General features: G+C 67.6%; 15 protein-coding genes. 6 read left to right on the top strand and 9 right to left on the bottom strand.

Annotated elements, in window-relative coordinates; genetic code table 11:
* The first annotated feature begins 5 nt into the window (after positions 1 to 5).
* The 3 genes from AC06FE_RS09725 (at position 6) to AC06FE_RS09715 (ending at position 4,290) form a co-directional block, all read left to right on the top strand.
* Positions 6 to 1,103 carry an HlyD family secretion protein gene (locus AC06FE_RS09725; protein WP_478072930.1) on the top strand — a complete coding sequence of 366 codons (1,098 nt, stop codon included), beginning with the start codon at positions 6 to 8 and terminating at the stop codon, positions 1,101 to 1,103.
* A 180-nt stretch (positions 1,104 to 1,283) separates the two neighbouring features.
* On the top strand, positions 1,284 to 2,987 hold the full coding sequence (locus tag AC06FE_RS09720) for an amidohydrolase (RefSeq protein WP_478072929.1): 1,704 nt from the start codon (positions 1,284 to 1,286) through the stop codon (positions 2,985 to 2,987).
* Between the two features lie 397 nt (positions 2,988 to 3,384).
* A complete protein-coding gene (locus AC06FE_RS09715) occupies positions 3,385 to 4,290 on the top strand; it encodes a hypothetical protein (protein ID WP_478072928.1) in 906 nt (301 codons plus the stop codon).
* 67 nt (positions 4,291 to 4,357) lie between these two features.
* On the opposite strand, the gene AC06FE_RS09710 is transcribed toward AC06FE_RS09715, so the two are convergent.
* From AC06FE_RS09710 to creB, 9 genes are all read right to left on the bottom strand, one after another.
* Positions 4,358 to 4,843 (bottom strand): Fur family transcriptional regulator, encoded by a 486-nt coding sequence (locus AC06FE_RS09710; protein WP_132864607.1) that lies wholly within the window; start codon positions 4,841 to 4,843, stop codon positions 4,358 to 4,360.
* 16 nt (positions 4,844 to 4,859) lie between these two features.
* Positions 4,860 to 6,263, bottom strand: a complete 1,404-nt coding sequence (gltX, locus tag AC06FE_RS09705; protein ID WP_478072927.1) for a glutamate--tRNA ligase — start codon at positions 6,261 to 6,263, stop codon at positions 4,860 to 4,862.
* A 440-nt stretch (positions 6,264 to 6,703) separates the two neighbouring features.
* Positions 6,704 to 8,296, bottom strand: coding sequence for a M20/M25/M40 family metallo-hydrolase (locus AC06FE_RS09700; RefSeq protein ID WP_478072926.1), 1,593 nt, complete (start codon positions 8,294 to 8,296; stop codon positions 6,704 to 6,706).
* A gap of 98 nt (positions 8,297 to 8,394) precedes the next feature.
* Positions 8,395 to 9,279 carry a carbon-nitrogen hydrolase family protein gene (locus AC06FE_RS09695; protein WP_478072925.1) on the bottom strand — a complete coding sequence of 295 codons (885 nt, stop codon included), beginning with the start codon at positions 9,277 to 9,279 and terminating at the stop codon, positions 8,395 to 8,397.
* Entirely contained in the window at positions 9,276 to 9,881 is a 606-nt protein-coding gene (locus tag AC06FE_RS09690; RefSeq protein WP_478072924.1) for a GNAT family N-acetyltransferase, read from the bottom strand. The genes AC06FE_RS09695 and AC06FE_RS09690 overlap by 4 nt, the downstream gene beginning before the upstream one ends.
* Before the next feature lie 112 nt (positions 9,882 to 9,993).
* Positions 9,994 to 10,401 carry a hypothetical protein gene (locus AC06FE_RS09685; protein ID WP_478072923.1) on the bottom strand — a complete coding sequence of 136 codons (408 nt, stop codon included), beginning with the start codon at positions 10,399 to 10,401 and terminating at the stop codon, positions 9,994 to 9,996.
* A 48-nt stretch (positions 10,402 to 10,449) separates the two neighbouring features.
* Positions 10,450 to 11,814, bottom strand: coding sequence for a cell envelope integrity protein CreD (gene creD, locus AC06FE_RS09680; protein WP_478072922.1), 1,365 nt, complete (start codon positions 11,812 to 11,814; stop codon positions 10,450 to 10,452).
* An 82-nt stretch (positions 11,815 to 11,896) separates the two neighbouring features.
* A complete protein-coding gene (gene creC / locus AC06FE_RS09675; RefSeq protein WP_478072921.1) occupies positions 11,897 to 13,333 on the bottom strand; it encodes a two-component system sensor histidine kinase CreC in 1,437 nt (478 codons plus the stop codon).
* Positions 13,334 to 14,032, bottom strand: a complete 699-nt coding sequence (gene creB, locus AC06FE_RS09670; protein ID WP_132864615.1) for a two-component system response regulator CreB — start codon at positions 14,030 to 14,032, stop codon at positions 13,334 to 13,336.
* 45 nt (positions 14,033 to 14,077) lie between these two features.
* Between creB and AC06FE_RS09665 the strand changes: the two genes are divergently transcribed.
* The 3 genes from AC06FE_RS09665 to mfd all read left to right on the top strand — a co-directional run bounded on the left by AC06FE_RS09665 (position 14,078) and on the right by mfd (position 19,342).
* Positions 14,078 to 14,935: a 23S rRNA (adenine(2030)-N(6))-methyltransferase RlmJ gene (locus AC06FE_RS09665; protein ID WP_478072920.1), complete on the top strand. Its 858-nt coding sequence runs from the start codon at positions 14,078 to 14,080 to the stop codon at positions 14,933 to 14,935.
* Positions 14,936 to 15,044: 109 nt separating this feature from the next.
* Complete coding sequence (locus AC06FE_RS09660; RefSeq protein ID WP_192286393.1) at positions 15,045 to 15,590, top strand: GNAT family N-acetyltransferase; 546 nt, start codon at positions 15,045 to 15,047, stop codon at positions 15,588 to 15,590.
* A 191-nt stretch (positions 15,591 to 15,781) separates the two neighbouring features.
* Positions 15,782 to 19,342: a transcription-repair coupling factor gene (gene mfd, locus AC06FE_RS09655; protein ID WP_478072919.1), complete on the top strand. Its 3,561-nt coding sequence runs from the start codon at positions 15,782 to 15,784 to the stop codon at positions 19,340 to 19,342.
* The last annotated feature ends 71 nt before the right edge of the window (positions 19,343 to 19,413 follow it).

The following is a 19,413-nucleotide window of genomic DNA, read 5'->3' as shown; positions in this document are numbered from 1 at the left end:
CACCGATGAGCAAGCACACCCCACCTGCCGAAGCCGCCACGCCGGCACCGGTCTCCAAGTACGCCACCCCCAGCCGCACCGCGGTGGTGGTGATGATCGTCATCGCCCTGCTCGGCCTGACCCTGATCCTGCGCGCCTGGCAGCTGTGGCCGTTCAACAGCAGCCACGTGCATACCGACAACGCCTATGTGCGCGGGCAGGTCACGGTGCTGGCGCCCCAGGTCAACGGCTACGTCACCGAGGTACTGGTCAAGGACTTCGACTTCGTCAAACAGGGCCAGCCGCTGCTCCACATCGACGACCGCATCTACCGGCAGAAGGTGGAACAGGCCCAGGCCGCCTTGGCCGACGCCCAGGCGCAGCTGGCCAATTCCGACCAGAGCCAGGCCCAGAACCGCGCGCAGATCGCGTCGGCGCAGGCCAACCTGTCCGCCGGCCGCGCCCAGCAACAGCAGAGCCAGACCGAACTGAAGCGCTACGAGCAGCTCGCCGCCCAGCAACTGGTCTCCAACAGCGACCGCGACAAGCTGCGCGCCAGCGTGCAGTCGGCCAATGCGGGCGTGGCGCAGTCGCAGGCGGCGATCCGCATCGCCGAGGAGAACCTCACCTCCACCCAGGTGGCGCGTCGCGGCCTGGAGGCCAAGGTCGCCAATGCCGAGGCTGCCCTGCAGCTGGCCCAGATCGACCTGGACAACACCGTCATCAAGGCACCTCGCAATGGCCAGGTCTCCGAGGCCACGGTGCGCCTGGGGCAGTACGTCAGCGCCGGCAGCCAGTTGTTGTTCCTGGTCCCGGACACCTTGTGGGTGGTGGCCAATTTCAAGGAAGGCCAGACCTGGAACATGGCCATCGGCCAGCCGGCCACCTTCAGCGTCGATGCCTTCCAGGGCCAGACGCTCACTGGCCACATCGAACAGATCGCGCCGGCGACCGGCTCGGAGTTCTCGGTGCTCAAGCCCGACAACGCCAGCGGCAACTTCACCAAGGTGGTGCAGCGCCTGCCGATCCGCATCGCCATCGATCCCGGCCAGCCGCTGGCCAAGCGCCTGCGCCCGGGCATGTCGGTGGTGGTGGAAGTCGATACCGCAGCCCGCCCCCGGTAGGAGCGGCCTGGGCCGCGAAGCTGGCCATCCTTCCGCGTGCACGAACACACCCATCAAGCAGCGCCGGATGGCACGTGGCCTCGCAACGGAAACCTCGACAGCTTCGCGGCCAAGGCCGCTCCCGCACGGTGCGCTGCTTCCATGCGTTAGGCTGTAACTCGCCTTGATGCTGGGAGAACCATGATGCGCATCCCTCTGGCCTTTTCGATGCTCGGCATGCTGGCGGCCCCTTGCCTGGCTGCCGACACGCTCTACAGCGGCGGCCCGATCATCACGCTGGACGACCAGCGGCCCTCGGCCGAAGCGATCGTTGTCCGTGATGGCCATATCGCCTTCGTTGGCACGCGCCGTGCCGCGCTCCGATTCAGCCCCGCCGCCACGCAGGTCGACCTGCAGGGGCGCGCACTGACGCCGGGCTTCATCGATGCGCACGGGCACGTTTCCGGCGTGGGCCTGCAGGCGTTGTCGGCCAACCTGTTGCCGGCACCGGACGGCGAAGGCAATTCAATCCCCGCGCTGCAGAGGATCATGCGTGACTTCCGCGCGCAGGCCACGGTCCCCGGCGGCTACAAGGTGCTGATCGGCTTCGGCTACGACGACTCGCAACTGGCGGAAAAGCGCCACCCCACCCGCACCGAACTCGACGCCATCGCCACCGACATCCCGGTGATCCTGATGCACCAGTCCGGGCACCTGGGGGCCTACAACAGCAAGGCGCTGGAGCTGGCCGGCATCACCGCCGGCACGCCCAACCCGGAAGGCGGCGTGATCCGCCGTGAGCCGGGCAGCCAGGTTCCCGATGGCGTGCTGGAAGAAAGCGCGCACAACCTCGCGCTGGCCAAGCTGATGCCCGCCTTGAGCCTGGACCAGGCCATGGCGATGCTCGAAGCCGGCCAGGCGCTGTACATGAAGTACGGCTACACCACCGCGCAGGACGGCAAGACCGACGCAGGCACGCTGGCGATGCTGCCGATGGCGGGCAAGGCCGGGAAGCTGAAGATCGACGTGGTCGCCTACCCGGAAATCCACGTCGCCCTGGAAAGCCCGGCCATGCACGGCCCCTACTACGCGCCGACCTATACCGACCACTTCCGCATCGGCGGGGTGAAGATCAGCCTGGACGGCTCGCCGCAGGGCAAGACCGCCTGGTTGAGCCAGCCCTACTACCAGGTTCCCGAGGGCGAAAAGCCCGACTACGCCGGCTACCCCGCCTATACCGACGCGCAGGTCGATGAATTGATCGGCAAGGCCTGGCAGCACGGCTGGCAGGTGCTGGCACATGCCAACGGCGATGCCGCCATCGACCAGCTCATCCACGCCGTCGCCGCCGCCGAAGCCGCCTATCCGCAGCGCCACCTGCTGCCGGTGCTGATCCACGGCCAGACCCTGCGCAAGGACCAGGTCGGCGAGATCCAGCGGCTGGGCATCTTCCCGTCGCTGTTCCCGATGCACACCTACTACTGGGGCGACTGGCACCGCAATTCGGTACTGGGCCCGGAGCGCGCGGAGAACATCTCGCCCACGCGCTGGGTGCTGGATGCGGGCATGAAGTTCACCTCGCACCATGACGCGCCGGTGGTGTTCCCGGACGCGATGCGGGTACTGGACGCCACCGTCAATCGCACCACCCGCAGCGGCCATGTGCTGGGGCCGGGGCAGCGGGTGACGCCGGAGCAGGCATTGAAGTCGCTGACCCTGTGGGCCGCCGAGCAGTACGGCGAACAGGCCAGCAAGGGCTCGATCGAAGTCGGCAAGCGCGCCGACCTGGTGGTGCTGTCCGGCAACCCGCTGACCATCGCCCACCGCGACCTGCACACCATCAAGGTGCTGCAGACCATCAAGGATGGGCAGGTCGTCTATGAGGCGGCGCCATCAGGCCCATGACACCATCAACCCCGCGCCTTGCGCGCTGGCGCCGGTGCCGTGAATAGGAAAGCCTGCACCGCGATCACGAGGATGAGCGGTAGCGGTAGCACCACGCCGAACATCGCGAACAACTGCACCGCATCGGGATAGTCGAAGGTGGGCGTGCAGCACGGTCACGCGGATTTGCAGCACCAGCCCGCCCGCTCTATAAACGACACGGCACTGGAAGAAGGGCTCCTCTGCAATCCGATGGGTTCATCGTAGAAGGAATTTCCATGGAACTGCATCTGCTCCGAATCCCGGCCAATATGGCCCCGGTCTTCCGACTATTCACATCCCATCGGAAAGGAATCGTCCGAACGACCTCGTCGGCAGCACCCCATCACCGCAACTCCAGCTGCTTGGGCAACCGCTGATGAAGTTTCATGCGACGGTTCACACCACCTTCCTCTGGATGTTCATGCTTTCTGTTTTCGGCTTGATGGCAAACCCGCCTGCCGAGGAAAGTGGCCCGCTGTACAGCCAACTGATCGCATTGAACAATCAATTGCGCGATGAAAGCGGACAGCGGCGCGTGGCCGCCATCGTTTCCAACTATCGAAGGCTCACTACCGGCATTTCCGTGTGCTCACATCCCATAGGCGACGCGGCACGTACCGATGACCTGTTCAGGGCAACCGCATTCACCGAGTTCTATTCGCTGGCGGAAGCTGACGTGGATACCCTGGGCTGCCTGTATCGGGAGCTGTTGACGGACGGCAGGGCCACCGACTGGCACACCCGCACCTATGCAGGGGCCCTTGTCACGGTCGCCCGCTTCGACGATGCCAACCGCCTTTTGGCGCACCTCGAAAGTGAGCAGGCTGCCTTCCTGCCACATATCACAGCCACTCCCAGCCTCACCCCAGATGGGCCATGGCGATACCTGTCACTGGAGGATGGCCGCAGCGCCGCCACCCGGACCTGGACGCCCGTGGCCGGGCACCTGCAGGTCATCGCCATTGTCCATCCTGCATGCGCCTTCTCGACCCGAGCCCTGACCGACATCGGATCAAACGAGGATCTGCGCTGGCTGCGTGAACGCTTGCTGCTGCTTGTTCCCCCAGATCCCTCGCTACCGGGCAAAGGAATTCTTGACTGGAACAATGCGCATCCGGATCTGCCCATGCAGCGCATGTACACATGGCGTGACTGGCAGCCTCTCACCCGTCTCGACACCCCGACGTTCTACTTGATGCAAGGCGATCGTGTCATACAGACATTCGAAGGATGGCCGAATGTCGAAGGCATGGCACGGATGCGTGCCGCCCTGCCCCGCTGAGGGAGATGCCCGACAGCCATTTCCCCGCACTGCAGGAAGCCGCCCTATCGTGCGGCTTCCGGATCGATCAACCCGCGCAGTTCGCGCACAGGCCATGCACTTCCAGCGTCTGCGCCTGCGGCTTGAAGCCCAGCTCCTTGGCGCGGGCTTCAAGCTGGCGGACGATGTCGCGGTCCTCCAGCTCCACCGCGCTGTGGCAGCGGTCGCAGATCAGGAACGGCACCGAATGCTGGTTGCTGCTGGGGTGGTGGCAGGCCACGAACGAGTTGACCGAGGACAGCTTGTGCACGAAGCCGTTGGCCATCAGGAAATCCAGCGCGCGGTACACCGTGGGCGGGGCGTCGGCACCGACGCCCTTGCCTTCACGCACCCATTCCAGCAGTTCGTAGGCCTTGACCGGCTTGCCCGCCTCGGCGATCAGGCGCAGCACGTTGGCGCGGATCGGCGTCAGCCGCAGCCCGCGCTCACGGCACACCCGCTCGACCACCGCGATGAAACCCGCCGCGTCGTCAACGTGGTGGTGCGGCGCAGTACAGGAGTGCGATTCGGTCATGTCTACCTCGTGGGAATCAGGCCCTGGGAACCTTGATGAGTGCGGCGTCGATGCGTTTCAAGGCTTCATCGCGGCCGGCCAGGTACACGGTATGGGAAATGTCAGGGCTGACCTGGGTGCCGGTGATGGCTACGCGCAGCGGCTGCGCGACCTTGCCCATGCCGATTTCCAGCGCCGCGGCGGTGTCGTGCAGGGCCACCCCGACCGCTTCGGCGGTCCACTCCGGCAGCGCCGCCAACAGCTCACGGGCCTTGCCCAGCGCGACGTCGGCACCGGCCTTGAAGTGCTTGGCCACGGCGGCTTCGTCGTACTCGGTCAACGGGGTGTACCAGACCACGGCCTTCTCAGCCATTTCCTTCAGCGTCTGCACGCGTTCACGCAGCGCGATGACCACGTCCACCGGGGCCGGGCCGGCGTTCACGTCCAGGCCCAGCTTTTCCAGCTGATAGACCAGATGCGGCACGATCGAAGCGGGCTCCTCGGTCTTGAGGAAGTGCTGGTTGACCCAACCCAGCTTGGCCATGTCCAGGCGCGAGGCCTTGGAATTGCAGTTGGTCACATCGAACAGGTCGATCAGCTCCTGGCGGCTGAACAGTTCCTGGTCGCCGTGCGACCAGCCCAGGCGGGCCAGGTAGCTGAGCAGCGCGTCAGGCAGGTAGCCGGCGTCCTTGTACTGCATCACGTCGGCTGCGCCGGTGCGCTTGGACAGCTTGGCGCCCTGCTCGTCCAGGATCATCGGCATGTGGCCGAACTTCGGTACCGGGGCACCGATGGCCTCGTACAGGTTGATCTGGCGCGGGGTGTTGTTGATGTGGTCGTCACCGCGGATGACCTCGGTGATGTTCATGTCCCAATCGTCCACGACCACGGCGAAGTTGTAGGTCGGGTAGCCGTCCGGGCGGAAGATGACCATGTCGTCGAGCTCGCTGTTGGCGATCTCGATGCGGCCCTTGATCAGGTCGTCGAACACCACGCTGCCATCGAGCGGGTTCTTGAAGCGGATGACGCGGTTCGGGTCATCCTTGAACGGCAGGTTCAGCTCGCGCGCGGCGCCGTTGTAGCGCGGCTTCTCCTGCTTGGCCATGGCGGCCTCGCGCATCGCGTCCAGCGCTTCCTTGGTCTCGTAGGCGTAGTAGGCCTTGCCCGAGGCGATCAGCTGCTCGGCCACTTCCTTGTAACGGGCGACCCGGTCGGTCTGGTAGATCGGGCCTTCGTTGTAGTCCAGGCCCAGCCAGTCCATGGCCTCCAGGATGGCGTCGATGGCCGCCTGGGTGCTGCGTTCCCGGTCGGTGTCCTCGATGCGCAGCACGAACTCACCGCCGCGGTGGCGGGCCTCCAGCCAGCAGTACAGCGCGGTGCGGGCGCCACCAATGTGCAGGTAGCCGGTGGGACTGGGGGCAAAGCGGGTGCGGACGGTCATGACAGGCGCAGATGTGGGAATCTGGTCATTTTACCCCGTCCCCCCTCAACCTGCCGTGCCCGCCGCAGGAGCGCCCTCGGGCGCGAGGCCGGTGGTCGCGGGGGCTCGGCAGCATCAGGGGTTCGTGAAATGCGCTGGAGAATGGCCGTGGGCATGTTGAAGGGCGGCGCTTGTGCCTTCAGGGCGAAAAGCGCCCCCTCCCCAACCCTCCCCTGCGCTGCGCGCAAGGGAGGGGGCAACCGCAAATGCAGGAGCCGCGCCTTGCTTCTGGATTCGCCTTTGCTCTGCTTTTGCCCCCTCCCTTGCGCACAGCGCAGGGGAGGGTTGGGGAGGGGCGCCTTGGCTTTGGCCCTGCCGTTGCTCCAGAAAGCAGGCAGCCCCGGAAACGAAGAAGGGCCGCATCGCGGCCCTTCCTCATTCCCCCATGAACGCCAGCCGCCTCACGGTTCCAGCAACGGCTTGCGCGGGAAACGCTCCTCACGCATCGCCGCGTTGTACACGAACGAGGCCACGATCGCCGCCGCCTGCTTCAGGTCCTCGGCCTCGGCGTGGTCCCACGTGTCCAGGTGGCTGTGGTGGACGTTGCTGAAGTAATCCAGGCGATCCTGGACGAACTGGAAGCCCGGCAGGCCCACCCGGTCATAGCTGATGTGGTCGGTGCTGCCGGTGTTGCGGCTCACCACCGTCGTCGCGCCCACGTCGTTGAACGGCTTCAGCCACTGCTCGAAGATCGGCATGGCCGCCATGTTCTCCTGCGCGTAGATGCCACGGAAGCGGCCCGAGCCGTTGTCCATGTTGAAGTACACCTGGAACTTGTCGTAATCACGCAGCTTCTGCAGCGCGCCGGTCGGCTCGCGCAGCGAGGCCGGCAGCGCCTTCTGCGCCGGATCGGTGGGCTCCGGGTAACGCGCGAAGTGCTGGGCCACGTAGGCCTGCGAGCCGATCAGGCCCTGCTCCTCGCCGCTCCACAGCGCCACGCGGATGGTGCGCTTGGGCTTGGCGCCCACGGCCTTGAGGATGCGCATGGCCTCCATCATCACCGCCACGCCGGCGGCATTGTCGGCCGCACCGGTGCCGGTGTGCCAGGAGTCCATGTGCGCGCCCAGCATCACGATCTCGTCGGCCTTGCTGCTGCCGCGGATCTCGGCCAGCGTGTTGTGGCCCGGCTGGTCGGCTTCATCGGTGAAGCGTGCATCCACGTTCACCCGCAGGCGCACGACCTGATTGTCCTTGAGTGCACGCACCAGCGGATTGAAGTGCTCGGCGATCATCGCCAGCTCCGGGATGCCCACCGACTCGCCGGCCCTGCGCGAACCACCGCCCGCCACGCGGATGATGCCGTTGTCCCAGCCGCTGATGCTGATCGCCGCCAAGGCGCCTTCCTCGACGAAGAAGGCATTGGTGGCGCGGATCAGCTCCTGGCGCTCGCCGTATTCCTTGACCCGCTTCGCACGGTCATCGGCTGCGCTCTTGGGAATGGTGAACTCCTGCAGGCCTTCCAGCGAGGTCGCATCGTGGCGGTGCGAGTCCGGCTCGGTGCCGCGCTTGTACTCGCGCGCCTCGCCCAGCAGCAGGATCTTGCCGCGCAGCTTGCCCTTGTATTTCTCCAGGTCGGCCAGCTTCTTGATGTCGACCTGGATCAACTCGCCCTCGACCGGACCGTGGGTGCCCGGGGTCCAGGCCTTGGGCAGCGCATGCAGCGGCTGCACGCGTTCGGACAGCATTTCCACGCTGGCCGAGGAGAACTCCCAGCCACGGCCGAAGCCGTCGAACGCCTCGTCGTGCACGTTCACCAGGCCCCATTCGTTGAACTTGCCGCGGGTCCAGCGGTTGGCCTCGGCCATCGCCGGTGAGTTGGTCAGGCGCGGACCAATGCTCTCGGTCAGATGACTGAAGGTGTCCATCACCTGCGAGCGGTGGAAGGCCTCCTGGCGGATCTTGCCCACCATGTCCAGGTCCACCTGTTCGGCTGCCTGCGCCGTAGCGCCCACCGCCAACCCCATGCACAACGCCAGCAAACCGCGCTTGATCACCGTGTATCCCCCGGCCTTCGGCCAAATGACGACAAAGCACCGAGTCTAGCCAGCCCTCCATACTGACCGAGCCGGCCAATGGTCATGGTCCGCCGGTCTCAGGGCACGTTTGTCACCACCGCCAGGGCCAGTGCCGGCTGCAACTGGCCTGGCCAGTCGCGGTCGTTGGCCACCTGGGCCTGCGCGCGACGGGCCTCGAAGGCAGCGAAATCCAGCTCCGCCAGCGCCCATAGCTGCCCTTCGGCGGTCTGCACCAGCACGCCATCGGCAGGAAAACCCACGTCCATCGGCGCGTAGATCGCCGCCTGCCCGGTGTTCACGTCCAGCGCCGGGCTCCATTCGGCCAGACCGGCGGTCACCGACTGGGCCACGAACATGCGGTTCTCCAATGCCCGTGCCAGGCAACCGATGCGCACCCGGGTCGCGCCGGCAGCGGTATCGGTGCAGCTCGGCACGACCAGCAAGCGGGCACCGGCCTCGTACTGGCGCCGTACCGGCAATGGGAATTCGCTGTCGTAGCAGATCGCCACGCCGACGCGGATGCCGTCCACCTCGAACACCTTCAACACATCACCCGGATCGATCAGGCCGGTGCCCTTCTCGAACCCGGTCAGCTGCAGCTTGTCCTGCCACAGCTGCTGGCCATCGGGGGTCAACCAGTCGCAGCGGTTGCGGTAGCGCCCGTTGCCGGTATCGAGCAGGAAGCTGCCCGCCACCACGTGCAGGTCGAACTCGCGGGCCAGTGCCGAGAACAGCGCAAGCCATTGCGGGCGGTATTGCTGGATGGCCGCCAGCGAGGCCGGCAGGTCGCTGAAGATGTGCCTGCGGAAAGTGGCCGCCAGTTCCAGCGACAGGTATTCGGGCAACACCGCGATACGCGCACCGGCGGCGGCCGCCTCGCCCAGCACCTGGCGCTGGCGTGCGGCGAAGGCATCGAAGTCGGTGGGCGAGCCCACCGGGTAACGGGCAACGGCAATCTTCATGCGACAGGCTCCAGCGTGCGGGTCCAGAACGTCAATGGATGCATCACCTCGCCCTGCCCCACCTCGTGCCACAGCAACTGCAGGGTCATCCCGGGTTGCCGGGCATAGCCACGCTTGTGCCAGAACACATCGTTGTCACGGTGCCCCAGCGGGCGCCGCGGGTCATCGGCCGCACGGTCCACCGCGCAGAAGGCCGTGATGGCAAAGCGCCGCAACGCCCGGGCATGCGCCTCGCGCGCATCGAAGAACGCATGGCCGATGCCGCGTCCCCGGTACGACGGCAACAGCACCGACTCGCCGAAGTAGAACACCTGCGCCGGGTCAAGGCCCGCTTCCTCGAATGGCTTGCGGAAGGCCGCGCCGTCATCGAGCAACGGCAGGCCGGTGGACGCGCCCACCACGACGTCGCCATCGCGAGCGACCACGCAGACCGCATCCGGCGTGGCGGCATAGGCGGCCAGGTAGTCACGCTCGTAGTCGAGGCTGCCCTGGTAGAGGTAGGGCCAGTCATTGAACACGCCGATGCGCAGGCGGGCCACGTCATCCAGCACGGGCAGCAGTTCCGGTCCGCGCAATGCGGCGAGGGTGAGGGGCGATTCCATGCGCGAATTCTAGTGCGTGGCGGGCGTCGGGTGCGCCCCCCTTCCCAACCCCTCTCCCGCACGCGGGAGAGGGGCTTTATCCAACGCACCCTGGAACATCACCGGCTGCGACTCAATGCATCCACCCGTACAGCACCAGGCGTTCCACCGGCAGCACCGCCAGCCACGACTGCGCATCCAAGGTGGCGGCGGCATACATCGGGCTGGTGCCGGCGGCGCCCTGCCCAGCTCCTCCGCGCACCTGTCGCCAATGGCCATAGCGGGCCGGTGCATGCCGCGGCAGACCGGCGCGGGCCTGCTGTGCCTGCGCGAAGAACACCAGCCCTTGCCGTTGGATGGCAGCGGCGGTGCGGTTGGCAAGGCGCAGGACCACGATGCCGCCGGCATCACCGCCGAAGATGCTCTCCAGCACGATGCCGGCCATCTGATCCGGCGACATCCCCAACTGCAGCAGCCCACTGGTTTCAATCTCGGCAGGCAGCAACTGCTGCGCACGACGATGGATCGATATGCGGTTCATTGCGGTCACTCCCAGGGAAACGGGGTGGCCTGCGCCACCCCGTTTCGATCACGGCAGGGTCGGCGGTGCGGCCGGCTTGCCCAGCGCGCGGTTGCTCAGCTCGTACCAGTCCATCTTGCGGGTGACCCACATGATCACCGCCAGGATGCCGAACAGCAGCAGCGAGCCCATCAGCAGCGAGTTGGTCTCCGAGGCCAGCAGCAGGTACAGCACGCCGTACAGCAGGGTCAGCATGGTCGAGAACACCAGCGCGTACTTCCAGCTGCGCAGCACGCCGCTGAGATAGAAGCCCTGCAGGCCGATACAGGCCGCCGCGGAGACCAGGTAGGCCTGCCAGAACGGGATGTGCTCGGAAAGGCTGACCAGCAGCAGGAAGAAGATCGCCAGCGCCAGGCCGACCAGCAGGTACTGCAACGGGTGGATCTTCAGCTGCTTGATCAGCTCGAACAGGGCAAAGCCGACGAAGGTCAGCAACACGAACAGGATGCCGTACTTGGTCGCGCGGTCGGCCTGGGTGTAAACGTCCACCGGGTCCACCAGCGCCACGTTCAACGCCTCGATGCTGCCGCCTTCGCCACGGATGGCACGGACCAGCTGCGTCTGCGCCGCCGAGGCCAGCGAGGACACCGCCCATTCGGCCTTGAACCCGCTGCCGTCGATGCTGCGCTCGTTTGGCAGGAAGCTGCCGCCGAACAGGGGATGCTGCCACGGCGAGTTCAACGCCACCCGGGTGTCGTCGCCGATCGGCGCGACCGACAGCGAACGCGTGCCGCCGAGCACGAACTCCAGCTGCACCTTGCCACCTTCGGCCAGGACGCCCTGGCTGGCGTCCGCCAGCACCGACAACGGTGCGTGCAGGCCCTTGGAGGTGTCCTGCATCACGCCGGCGCCCGGTTGCAGGGTGACCGACTTGCCGTCCACGCGCAGGTTCGGGGTACCGACCAGGCCGCGCACGTCGGACAGGCCCAGTGCCAGATAGGGCCGCCCATACACCCGGCCCGGCACCGCGTTGTAGCGGGATTCGGCGAACTCGGCGCTGAGCTGGGCATGCCAGCGGTACACCGGCACCTTGAACAGGCCGATGCGGCGCTCGTCGGTTTCCAGCTTGCCCTGCACGTCCAGCCGTGCCGGCATCTGCAGGTCATAGCCCTGCTCGGTGCGCAGCTCGGTCTTGCGCTGGGCGCTGCCTTCCACGGCCACTTCCACCTCGCGCGTCTGCGTCCATGGCAGCACCCGTACCGGGCCGACCAGCGTCTGCTCGCCGGCGTAACTCTGCGCCACCCGCTCCACCGCCTCGTCGCGGTAGCGTTCGCGCTCGTTGATGGTGCCGCGGATCAGCAACAGGGGAATCAACAACAACAACGCCAGGCCGCCGACGATGGCGAAGCGCAACAACAGCTTGAGGGAAGTCATGTCCCGTCCTCGTGTGGAAACGGGGCCAGCTTCGGGGCTGCCGGTGAGCAGGGTTTGTGTCGAACTTGAAGCGAGTGTGAAGTCAGCCGGCCGGCAGCAGCAGGCGGGCCTCGGCGCCCCCTTCGGGCGCATTGCGCAGGCCGGCCTGGCCGCCATGCAGGCGCGCCACTTCGGCCACGAACGGCAACCCCAACCCGGAACTGCGCTGGCCGGTGCCTGGCCGGGCCAGCGAATAGAAGCGCTCGAACACGCGTTCCAGCGCGTAGTCCGGGACCCCGGGGCCGGCATCCCGCAGGCGGACCTGCCACTCCCCCCCCTGCAGCTCCAGCGCCAGCTCGATGCGGCCACCGGCCGGCGAGAACGCGATGGCGTTGTCGAGCAGGTTGGACAGCGCCTGCCGCAGCAGGAAGCTATCGCCCTGCACCAGCGCGCGCTCGGGCAGCTGGCTGTCCAGTCGCAGCTGTGCGGCCTGCAGCCGCGGCGCGGCATCCTCGGCCAGGCTGCGGCACAGCGCGACCAGGTCCACGTCGGTACGCCGCTGCAACCAACCGTGCTGTTCCACCTCGGCCAGCCGCAGCAGCTGGTCGATGGTCTCGGTCAGGCGCCGCTCCTGCTGCACGATGTTGCCGGCGAAGCGTTGGCGCTCGGCCTCGGGCAAGGGTTCCTGCAGCAGTTCGGCCGCCCCGCGGATGGCGGCCAGCGGGCTTTTCATCTCGTGCGTGAGCGACTGCACGTACTGCTCGACGTAGGCCTTGCCCTCGAGCTTGCGGCGCATGGTTTCCAGCGCCTGCCCGAGGTCGCCGATCTCGTCATGGCGGCGCCGCGGCGGCGGCACCGGCTCGCCGGCACTGACGGCCTTGGCATAACGGCTCAGGCTGCCGATGCCGCGCGCCAGCCACCAGGTCATCAGCAGGCCGATCAGCGCCGACAGCCCGATCAGCCAGGCGCCGCGCGCCACGATGGCGCGCTGGCTGGCAGCGATGAACGGGTCGAAGGTGTCGTTGGGCTGGGCCAGGGTCAGCACGCCGATCAGCGTGCGGCCATCGGCCGGGTCGTACACCGGCGCGGCCACGTGCATCACCGTGCTGGTCTCGTCACCCGGGGTGCGCGCACTGGAGCGGGCGCCGTACTGCCCGCGCAGGGTCAGGTAGACGTCGTTCCAGCGCGAATTGTCGCGCCCCACGTCCTGCCCCAGCGAGTCGTAGATGACGATGCCCCTGGCGTCGGTCACGGTCACCCGGTAATCGATGCTGCGCTTGGGAAAGCGCCACACCATCGCGCGCGGGTCGCGCCGTTGCGCGGTGGCCATGTGCGCGGCGAACGCGCCGTCGGCCATGTGCCCGGCCTTCAGGTCCGGCGCGGCGATCACCGCCAGCACGTTGGCCGCGTCCACCAGCGTGGACTCCATCGCCTGGCGCACCCCCGGCTTGACCTCGTTGACGAACACGCGCATCACGAAGAACGCGGCGATACCCACGATCATGAAGAAGCCCAGGAACAGTTTCAGGCCGAGCCGCATCTAGATTTCCAGTGCGTAGCCCACGCCACGGTGGGTGCGGATCGGGTCGTCCTGCGCTCCTGCCGCGCGCAGCTTGGCGCGCAGCGTCTTGACGTGGGTGTCGATGGTGCGGTCGGCGCTGTCGCTGGCATGGTCCCAGCCGCGCTCCATCAGCTGGCTGCGGCTGAGGATGGACCCCGGGCGGGCCAGCAGCGCCGCCAGCAGGGCGTACTCGTAGCGGGTCAGGTCCAGCGGCGTGTCACGGTAGCGGATGCGCCGGCCCTCGCCGTCGATGGCGAAGGCGCCGTGGACTTTCCACCCCGCACTGGCTGGCGTGGACGGCGCCGGCACGCTGCGACGCAGCCGCGCACGCACCCGCGCCACCAGTTCGCGCGGCGAGAACGGCTTGGTCACGTAATCGTCGGCGCCCAGCTCCAGCCCCAGCACGCGGTCGAACTCGTCGTTGCGCGCGGTCAGGAAGATCACCGGTACCTGGCTGAAGGTGCGCAGCTCCCGGCACACCTCGAAGCCCCCCAGGTCGGGCAGGCCCACGTCCAGCACCACCACATCGGCCCCGTCCGCACGCAGCGTGGCCAGGGCCTGCCGCCCCAACGCGCAGTGCTCGGCGGCGTAGCCTTCGCTGCGCAGGGCATACAACAGGGTATCGGCGATGGCGGCCTCGTCTTCGACGACGAGTACCCGGGCAGGTTGATCGGACATGTGCCCAGCATAGCCGCCACCCGGGCGCCCCCGTACACTTCCCCCATGAATTACCGCCACGCCTTCCACGCCGGCAACCATGCCGACGTGCTCAAGCACATCGTCATGCTGGCGATGATCGACGCGCTCAAGCGCAAGGACTCCCCGTTCTTCGTCCTGGACACTCATGCCGGACGCGGGCGCTATCTGCTCTCGGCCGAGGAAAGCCGCAAGACCGCCGAGGCCGACGACGGCATCCTGCAGTTGATGGCCCTGCCCCAGCTGCCGGAGGTGGTCGAGCAGTACCTGCGCGCGGTGCAGGCCGACAACCCGGTCGGCGCGCTGATTTCCTACCCTGGCTCGCCACTGATGGCCGCCCGTGCCCTGCGCGAGCAGGACCGCATGGCCGCCTGCGAGCTGCAGAAGGAGGAGGCCGCGGCGCTGAAGGAGCTGTTCGCCCACGACCGCCGCGTGCAGGTGCACCCGGGCAACGGCTACGACAGCATCCGCGCCTTCCTGCCACCCAAGGCCGGTGCCACCAAGATCGGCCGTGCCCTGGTCCTGATCGACCCGCCGTACGAGGTCCAGGACGCCGAGTACCCACAGATCCTCGCCACCGTGCGTGAAATCCTGACCCGCATGCCGCAGGCGCAGATCGCGGTCTGGTACCCGATCAAGCAGCGCCGCAGCCTGCAGCAGTTCTTCCGCAAGGCCAGCCACCTGCCGGCCAAGTCGGTGCTGCTGGCCGAGTTCATGGTCCGCCCGGACGACTCCCCGCTGCGCCTGAACGGCAGCGGCATGCTGCTGGTCAACGCCCCGTGGCAGTTCGACAAGGTCATCGCGCCCGCCCTGCCCGTGTTGAAGAAGCACCTGGGCGAAACCGGTGCCTCGACCCGCCTGGAGTGGCTCAAGGCCTCCGAATAACGCCTTTTTGACACCCGTCGGAAGCTGAACGAATCGCTGTGTTGATCGCGTTCACAGAACTTAGCAGGGCGGGTGACAGAATCGACGGGTCTTTGGAGGAACCGTAGTCATGGCTACCCGTAATCGCATGCCCCCGTGGCATGAAAATTTCAAGGCGCCCAGTGGTCGCGAGTTGTTGATCCGCCCCATCCGTCCGGAAGACGGCGCACCGCTGCAGGGCGCATTCGCCCTGTTCGGGCCGGAAGAAGTGCGGGATCGCTACCTGCAGGCGGTGGACTCCCTGTCCGACGAGACGGTCCAGCGCCTCACCCACCCGAATCCGAAGTCGGAGATCGCGCTGGTGGCGGCCGAGCCGCTGCCCCCGGGTGAAGCCGTGGTCGGCGCCGTCGCCCGCGCCACCATCATCCCGGGCACCCGGGATGCTGAATACGCCATCCTGGTCAGCCGTTTCCTCGCCGGCCAGGGCCTGGGCCGGCAGTTGATGCGCAAGCTGGTCAAGTGGGCACGCGGCAAGTACCTGGACCGCATGTACGGCGATATCGCCCAGGACAACGAGCCGATGCTGCAGTTGGCCGCGTCGCTGGGCTTCAAGCAGGTTCCCCATCCCACCGGTGCCCCGGGCCTGGTACGCATGGAGCTGGACCTGGCCGGCTGAGAACCAAGGAGGGGAACACGCCGCGCGCTTGCTCCCCTCCCCGCCAGGCGCCTGGTTTCGCGCACGCGAACCGCAGGGCAGGCATCGGCAAACCGGTGCCTGCCCTTTTCGTCTGTGTCGTCCGGAATGCCCCTGCGCCACAGCGCCGTCGCGGCGGTCCCCGGCAGGTGGTCTGTTAAGATCGGCGGTCCATGTCAGCCCACCCCTACCCCATTCCGCCGCTGCCCCGTTCGGGCCAGCTCCGCGCCTGGTGGCGCGCCCCGGCATCCAGCACCGCCCTGGCCTGGCACGTGGCCCGTGCCGCGGATGTGCATGGCAAGCCGCTGTTGCTGGTCACCCGCGACAACCAGAGCGCCAACCAGGCCGTCGCCGACCTGCAGACCCTGCTAGGCACCGGTCCCGGCGTGCTGCCGGTGCTGTCGTTCCCGGACTGGGAAACCCTGCCCTACGACCAGTTCAGCCCGCACCCGGACATCATTTCCCAGCGCCTGGCCGCGTTGCACCGCCTGCCCACGCTGACCCGCGGCATCGTAGTGGTGCCGGTGCAGACGTTGCTGCAACGGCTGGCCCCGCTGAGCTACATCGTCGGTGGCAGCTTCGACCTGAAGGTCGGCCAGCGCCTGGACATGGATGCGGAAAAGCGCCGGCTGGAAAGCGCCGGTTACCGCAACGTCGGCCAGGTGATGGACCCGGGCGACTTCGCCGTGCGCGGTGGCCTGCTCGACGTCTACCCGATGGGCGCCGAGGCACCGCTGCGCATCGAACTGCTGGACGAGGACATCGATTCCATCCGCGCCTTCGACCCCGAGTCGCAGCGCTCGCTGGACAAGGTGGACGCGGTGAAGATGCTGCCCGGCCGCGAAGTACCGATGGACGAAGCCAGCCTGGCGCGCGTCCAGGCCGCGCTGCGCGAACGCTTCGACGTCGACACCCGGCGCAGCCCGCTCTACCAGGACCTGAAGGCCGGCGTGCTGCCCTCGGGCATCGAGTACTTCCTGCCGCTGTTCTTCGACAGGACCGCGACCCTGTTCGACTACCTGCCCAGCGGCTTCCTGACCGTGGTCGGTACCGGCGTGGCCGAGGCCTCCGACGCGTTCTGGACGCAGACCGGCAGCCGCTACGAACAGCGTCGCCACGACATCGACCGGCCGCTGCTGCCGCCGGAGGAGATCTACCAGTCGCCGGACAACCTGCGCGAGCAGTTCAACAAGCAGCCGCGCGTGGAAGTGTGGCCAGCCGACCATCCGCGCATCGCCGAGGCGCAGCCGCTGGGCGACCAGCCACTGCCGCCGCTGCCGGTCGCTGCCAAGGATGCCCCCGCCGGCCAGGCACTGAAGTCCTTCATCGACAACTATCCCGGCCGGGTGCTGATCGCCGCCGACTCGCCGGGGCGCCGCGAGGCGCTGCTGGAAGTCCTGCAGGCCGCCGAGCTGCGCCCGCCGGTGGTGGCGGACTTCACCGCGTTTCTCCCTTCCCCGCTCGGCGGAAGCGGGCCCGAGGGGCCGGATGGGGGTCGTGCCAATGGCAAGAGCAAGCGCGCCGCCCTCCCGGAGGGAGACGGGCTTGCCAGGTTCGCCATCACCGTCGCGCCGCTGGACGACGGCTTCGCCCTGACCGAGCCGCCGCTGGCCGTGCTCACCGAGCGCCAGCTGTTCCCCGAGCGTGCCGGCCACGCACGGCGGACCCGCCGTGCCGGGCGCGAGCCGGAAGCGATCATCCGCGACCTCGGCGAGCTGACCGAAGGCGCGCCCATCGTCCATGAGGACCATGGCGTCGGCCGCTACCGCGGCCTGATCGCGATGGACGTGGGCGGCATGCCGGGCGAGTTCCTCGACATCGAGTACGCCAAGGGCGACCGCCTGTACGTGCCGGTCGCGCAGCTGCACCTGATCAGCCGCTACTCCGGCGCCTCGCCGGAAACCGCGCCGCTGCACTCGCTCGGCGGCGAGCAATGGACCAAGGCCAAGCGCAAGGCCGCCGAGAAGGTGCGCGACGTCGCCGCCGAGCTGCTGGAGATCCAGGCCCGCCGCCAGGCCCGCGCCGGATTGGCGCTGGACATCGACCGCGCCATGTACGAACCGTTCGCCGCCGGCTTTCCGTTCGAGGAAACCCCCGACCAGCTGGCCGCGATCGAAGCCACCCTGCGCGACCTGCAATCCAGCCAGCCGATGGACCGCGTGGTCTGCGGCGACGTCGGCTTCGGCAAGACCGAGGTCGCCGTGCGCGCCGCCTTCGCCGCCGCCAGCGGTGGCAAGCAGGTGGCGGTGCTGGTGCCGACCACGCTGCTGGCCGAGCAGCACTACCGCAACTTCCGCGACCGCTTCGCCGACTACCCGCTCAAGGTGGAAGTGCTCTCGCGCTTCAAGAGCACCAAGGAAATCAAGGCCGAGCTGGACAAGGTGGCCGAAGGCACCATCGACGTGATCGTCGGCACCCACCGGCTGCTGCAGCCGGACGTGAAGTTCAAGGACCTGGGCCTGGTCATCGTCGACGAGGAACAGCGCTTCGGCGTGCGCCAGAAGGAAGCCCTCAAGGCGATGCGCGCCAACGTGCACCTGCTCACGCTCACCGCCACGCCGATCCCACGCACGCTCAACATGGCCATGGCCGGCCTGCGCGACCTGTCGATCATCGCCACGCCGCCGCCGAACCGGCTGGCGGTCAAGACCTTCATCACCGCCTGGGACAACGCGCAGCTGCGCGAGGCGTTCCAGCGCGAACTCGCGCGCGGCGGCCAGCTGTACTTCCTCCACAACGACGTGGAAAGCATGGGCCGGATGCAGCGCGAGCTGTCCGAGCTGGTACCCGAGGCGCGCATCGGCATGGCCCACGGCCAGATGCCCGAGCGCGAACTGGAGCGGGTGATGCTGGATTTCCAGAAGCAGCGCTTCAACGTGCTGCTGGCCAGCACCATCATCGAGTCGGGCATCGACATACCCAACGCCAACACCATCATCATCAACCGCGCCGACCGCTTCGGCCTGGCCCAGCTGCACCAGCTGCGTGGCCGCGTCGGTCGCTCGCACCACCGCGCCTATGCCTACCTGCTGGTGCCGGACAAGCGTTCGATGACGCCTGATGCGGAGAAGCGCCTGGAAGCGATCGCCTCGATGGACGAACTCGGTGCCGGTTTCACCCTGGCCACGCACGACCTGGAAATCCGCGGCGCCGGTGAGCTGCTCGGCGAGGACCAGAGCGGGCAGATGGCCGAGGTCGGCTTCAGCCTGTACACCGAGCTGCTGGAGCGCGCGGTGCGCTCGATCAAGGCCGGCAAGCTGCCCGACCTGGACAGCGGACAGGAAGTGCGCGGCGCCGAGGTCGAGCTGCATGTACCCGCCCTGATCCCGGACGACTACCTGCCCGACGTGCACACCCGCCTGACGCTGTACAAGCGCATTTCCAGCGCGCGCGACAGCCTCGCCCTGCGCGAGCTGCAGGTGGAGATGATCGACCGCTTCGGCCTGCTGCCGGACCCGGTCAAGCACCTGTTCGCGATCGCCGAACTGAAGCTGCAGGCCAACACGCTGGGCATCCGCAAACTGGAACTGGGCGAGAACGGCGGCCGCATCGTGTTCGAGGCGCAGCCCAACATCGACCCGATGGCGGTGATCCAGCTGATCCAGAAGCAGCCCAAGCTCTACCAGATGGACGGCCCGGACAAGCTGCGCATCAAGCATCCGTTGCCGGAGAGCGCGGACCGCTTCAACGCGGCACGGGCGCTGCTGACCACGTTGCATCCCGGCAGTTCCTGAACGGGGAAAATCGTGAAATTTGCGTGAAAGGGGAGGCGTGCGGAAAATGCCCCCTTCCCTTTCGCCGCGCC

This window comes from Stenotrophomonas sp. Steno-C18, assembly GCF_056393195.1.
This window is presented reverse-complemented; position numbering and strand designations above follow the sequence as displayed.

Coding starts and splice junctions, on each gene's coding strand:
- creD (WP_478072922.1), bottom strand. CDS start 11,814: ATGACTTCCCTCAAGCTGTTGTTGCGCTTCGCCATCGTCGGCGGCCTG.
- gltX (WP_478072927.1), bottom strand. CDS start 6,263: ATGACCGTCCGCACCCGCTTTGCCCCCAGTCCCACCGGCTACCTGCAC.
- AC06FE_RS09715 (WP_478072928.1), top strand. CDS start 3,385: ATGAAGTTTCATGCGACGGTTCACACCACCTTCCTCTGGATGTTCATG.
- AC06FE_RS09720 (WP_478072929.1), top strand. CDS start 1,284: ATGATGCGCATCCCTCTGGCCTTTTCGATGCTCGGCATGCTGGCGGCC.
- AC06FE_RS09710 (WP_132864607.1), bottom strand. CDS start 4,843: ATGACCGAATCGCACTCCTGTACTGCGCCGCACCACCACGTTGACGAC.
- creB (WP_132864615.1), bottom strand. CDS start 14,032: ATGTCCGATCAACCTGCCCGGGTACTCGTCGTCGAAGACGAGGCCGCC.
- AC06FE_RS09665 (WP_478072920.1), top strand. CDS start 14,078: ATGAATTACCGCCACGCCTTCCACGCCGGCAACCATGCCGACGTGCTC.
- AC06FE_RS09685 (WP_478072923.1), bottom strand. CDS start 10,401: ATGAACCGCATATCGATCCATCGTCGTGCGCAGCAGTTGCTGCCTGCC.
- AC06FE_RS09695 (WP_478072925.1), bottom strand. CDS start 9,279: ATGAAGATTGCCGTTGCCCGTTACCCGGTGGGCTCGCCCACCGACTTC.
- creC (WP_478072921.1), bottom strand. CDS start 13,333: ATGCGGCTCGGCCTGAAACTGTTCCTGGGCTTCTTCATGATCGTGGGT.
- AC06FE_RS09690 (WP_478072924.1), bottom strand. CDS start 9,881: ATGGAATCGCCCCTCACCCTCGCCGCATTGCGCGGACCGGAACTGCTG.
- AC06FE_RS09725 (WP_478072930.1), top strand. CDS start 6: ATGAGCAAGCACACCCCACCTGCCGAAGCCGCCACGCCGGCACCGGTC.
- AC06FE_RS09660 (WP_192286393.1), top strand. CDS start 15,045: ATGGCTACCCGTAATCGCATGCCCCCGTGGCATGAAAATTTCAAGGCG.
- mfd (WP_478072919.1), top strand. CDS start 15,782: ATGTCAGCCCACCCCTACCCCATTCCGCCGCTGCCCCGTTCGGGCCAG.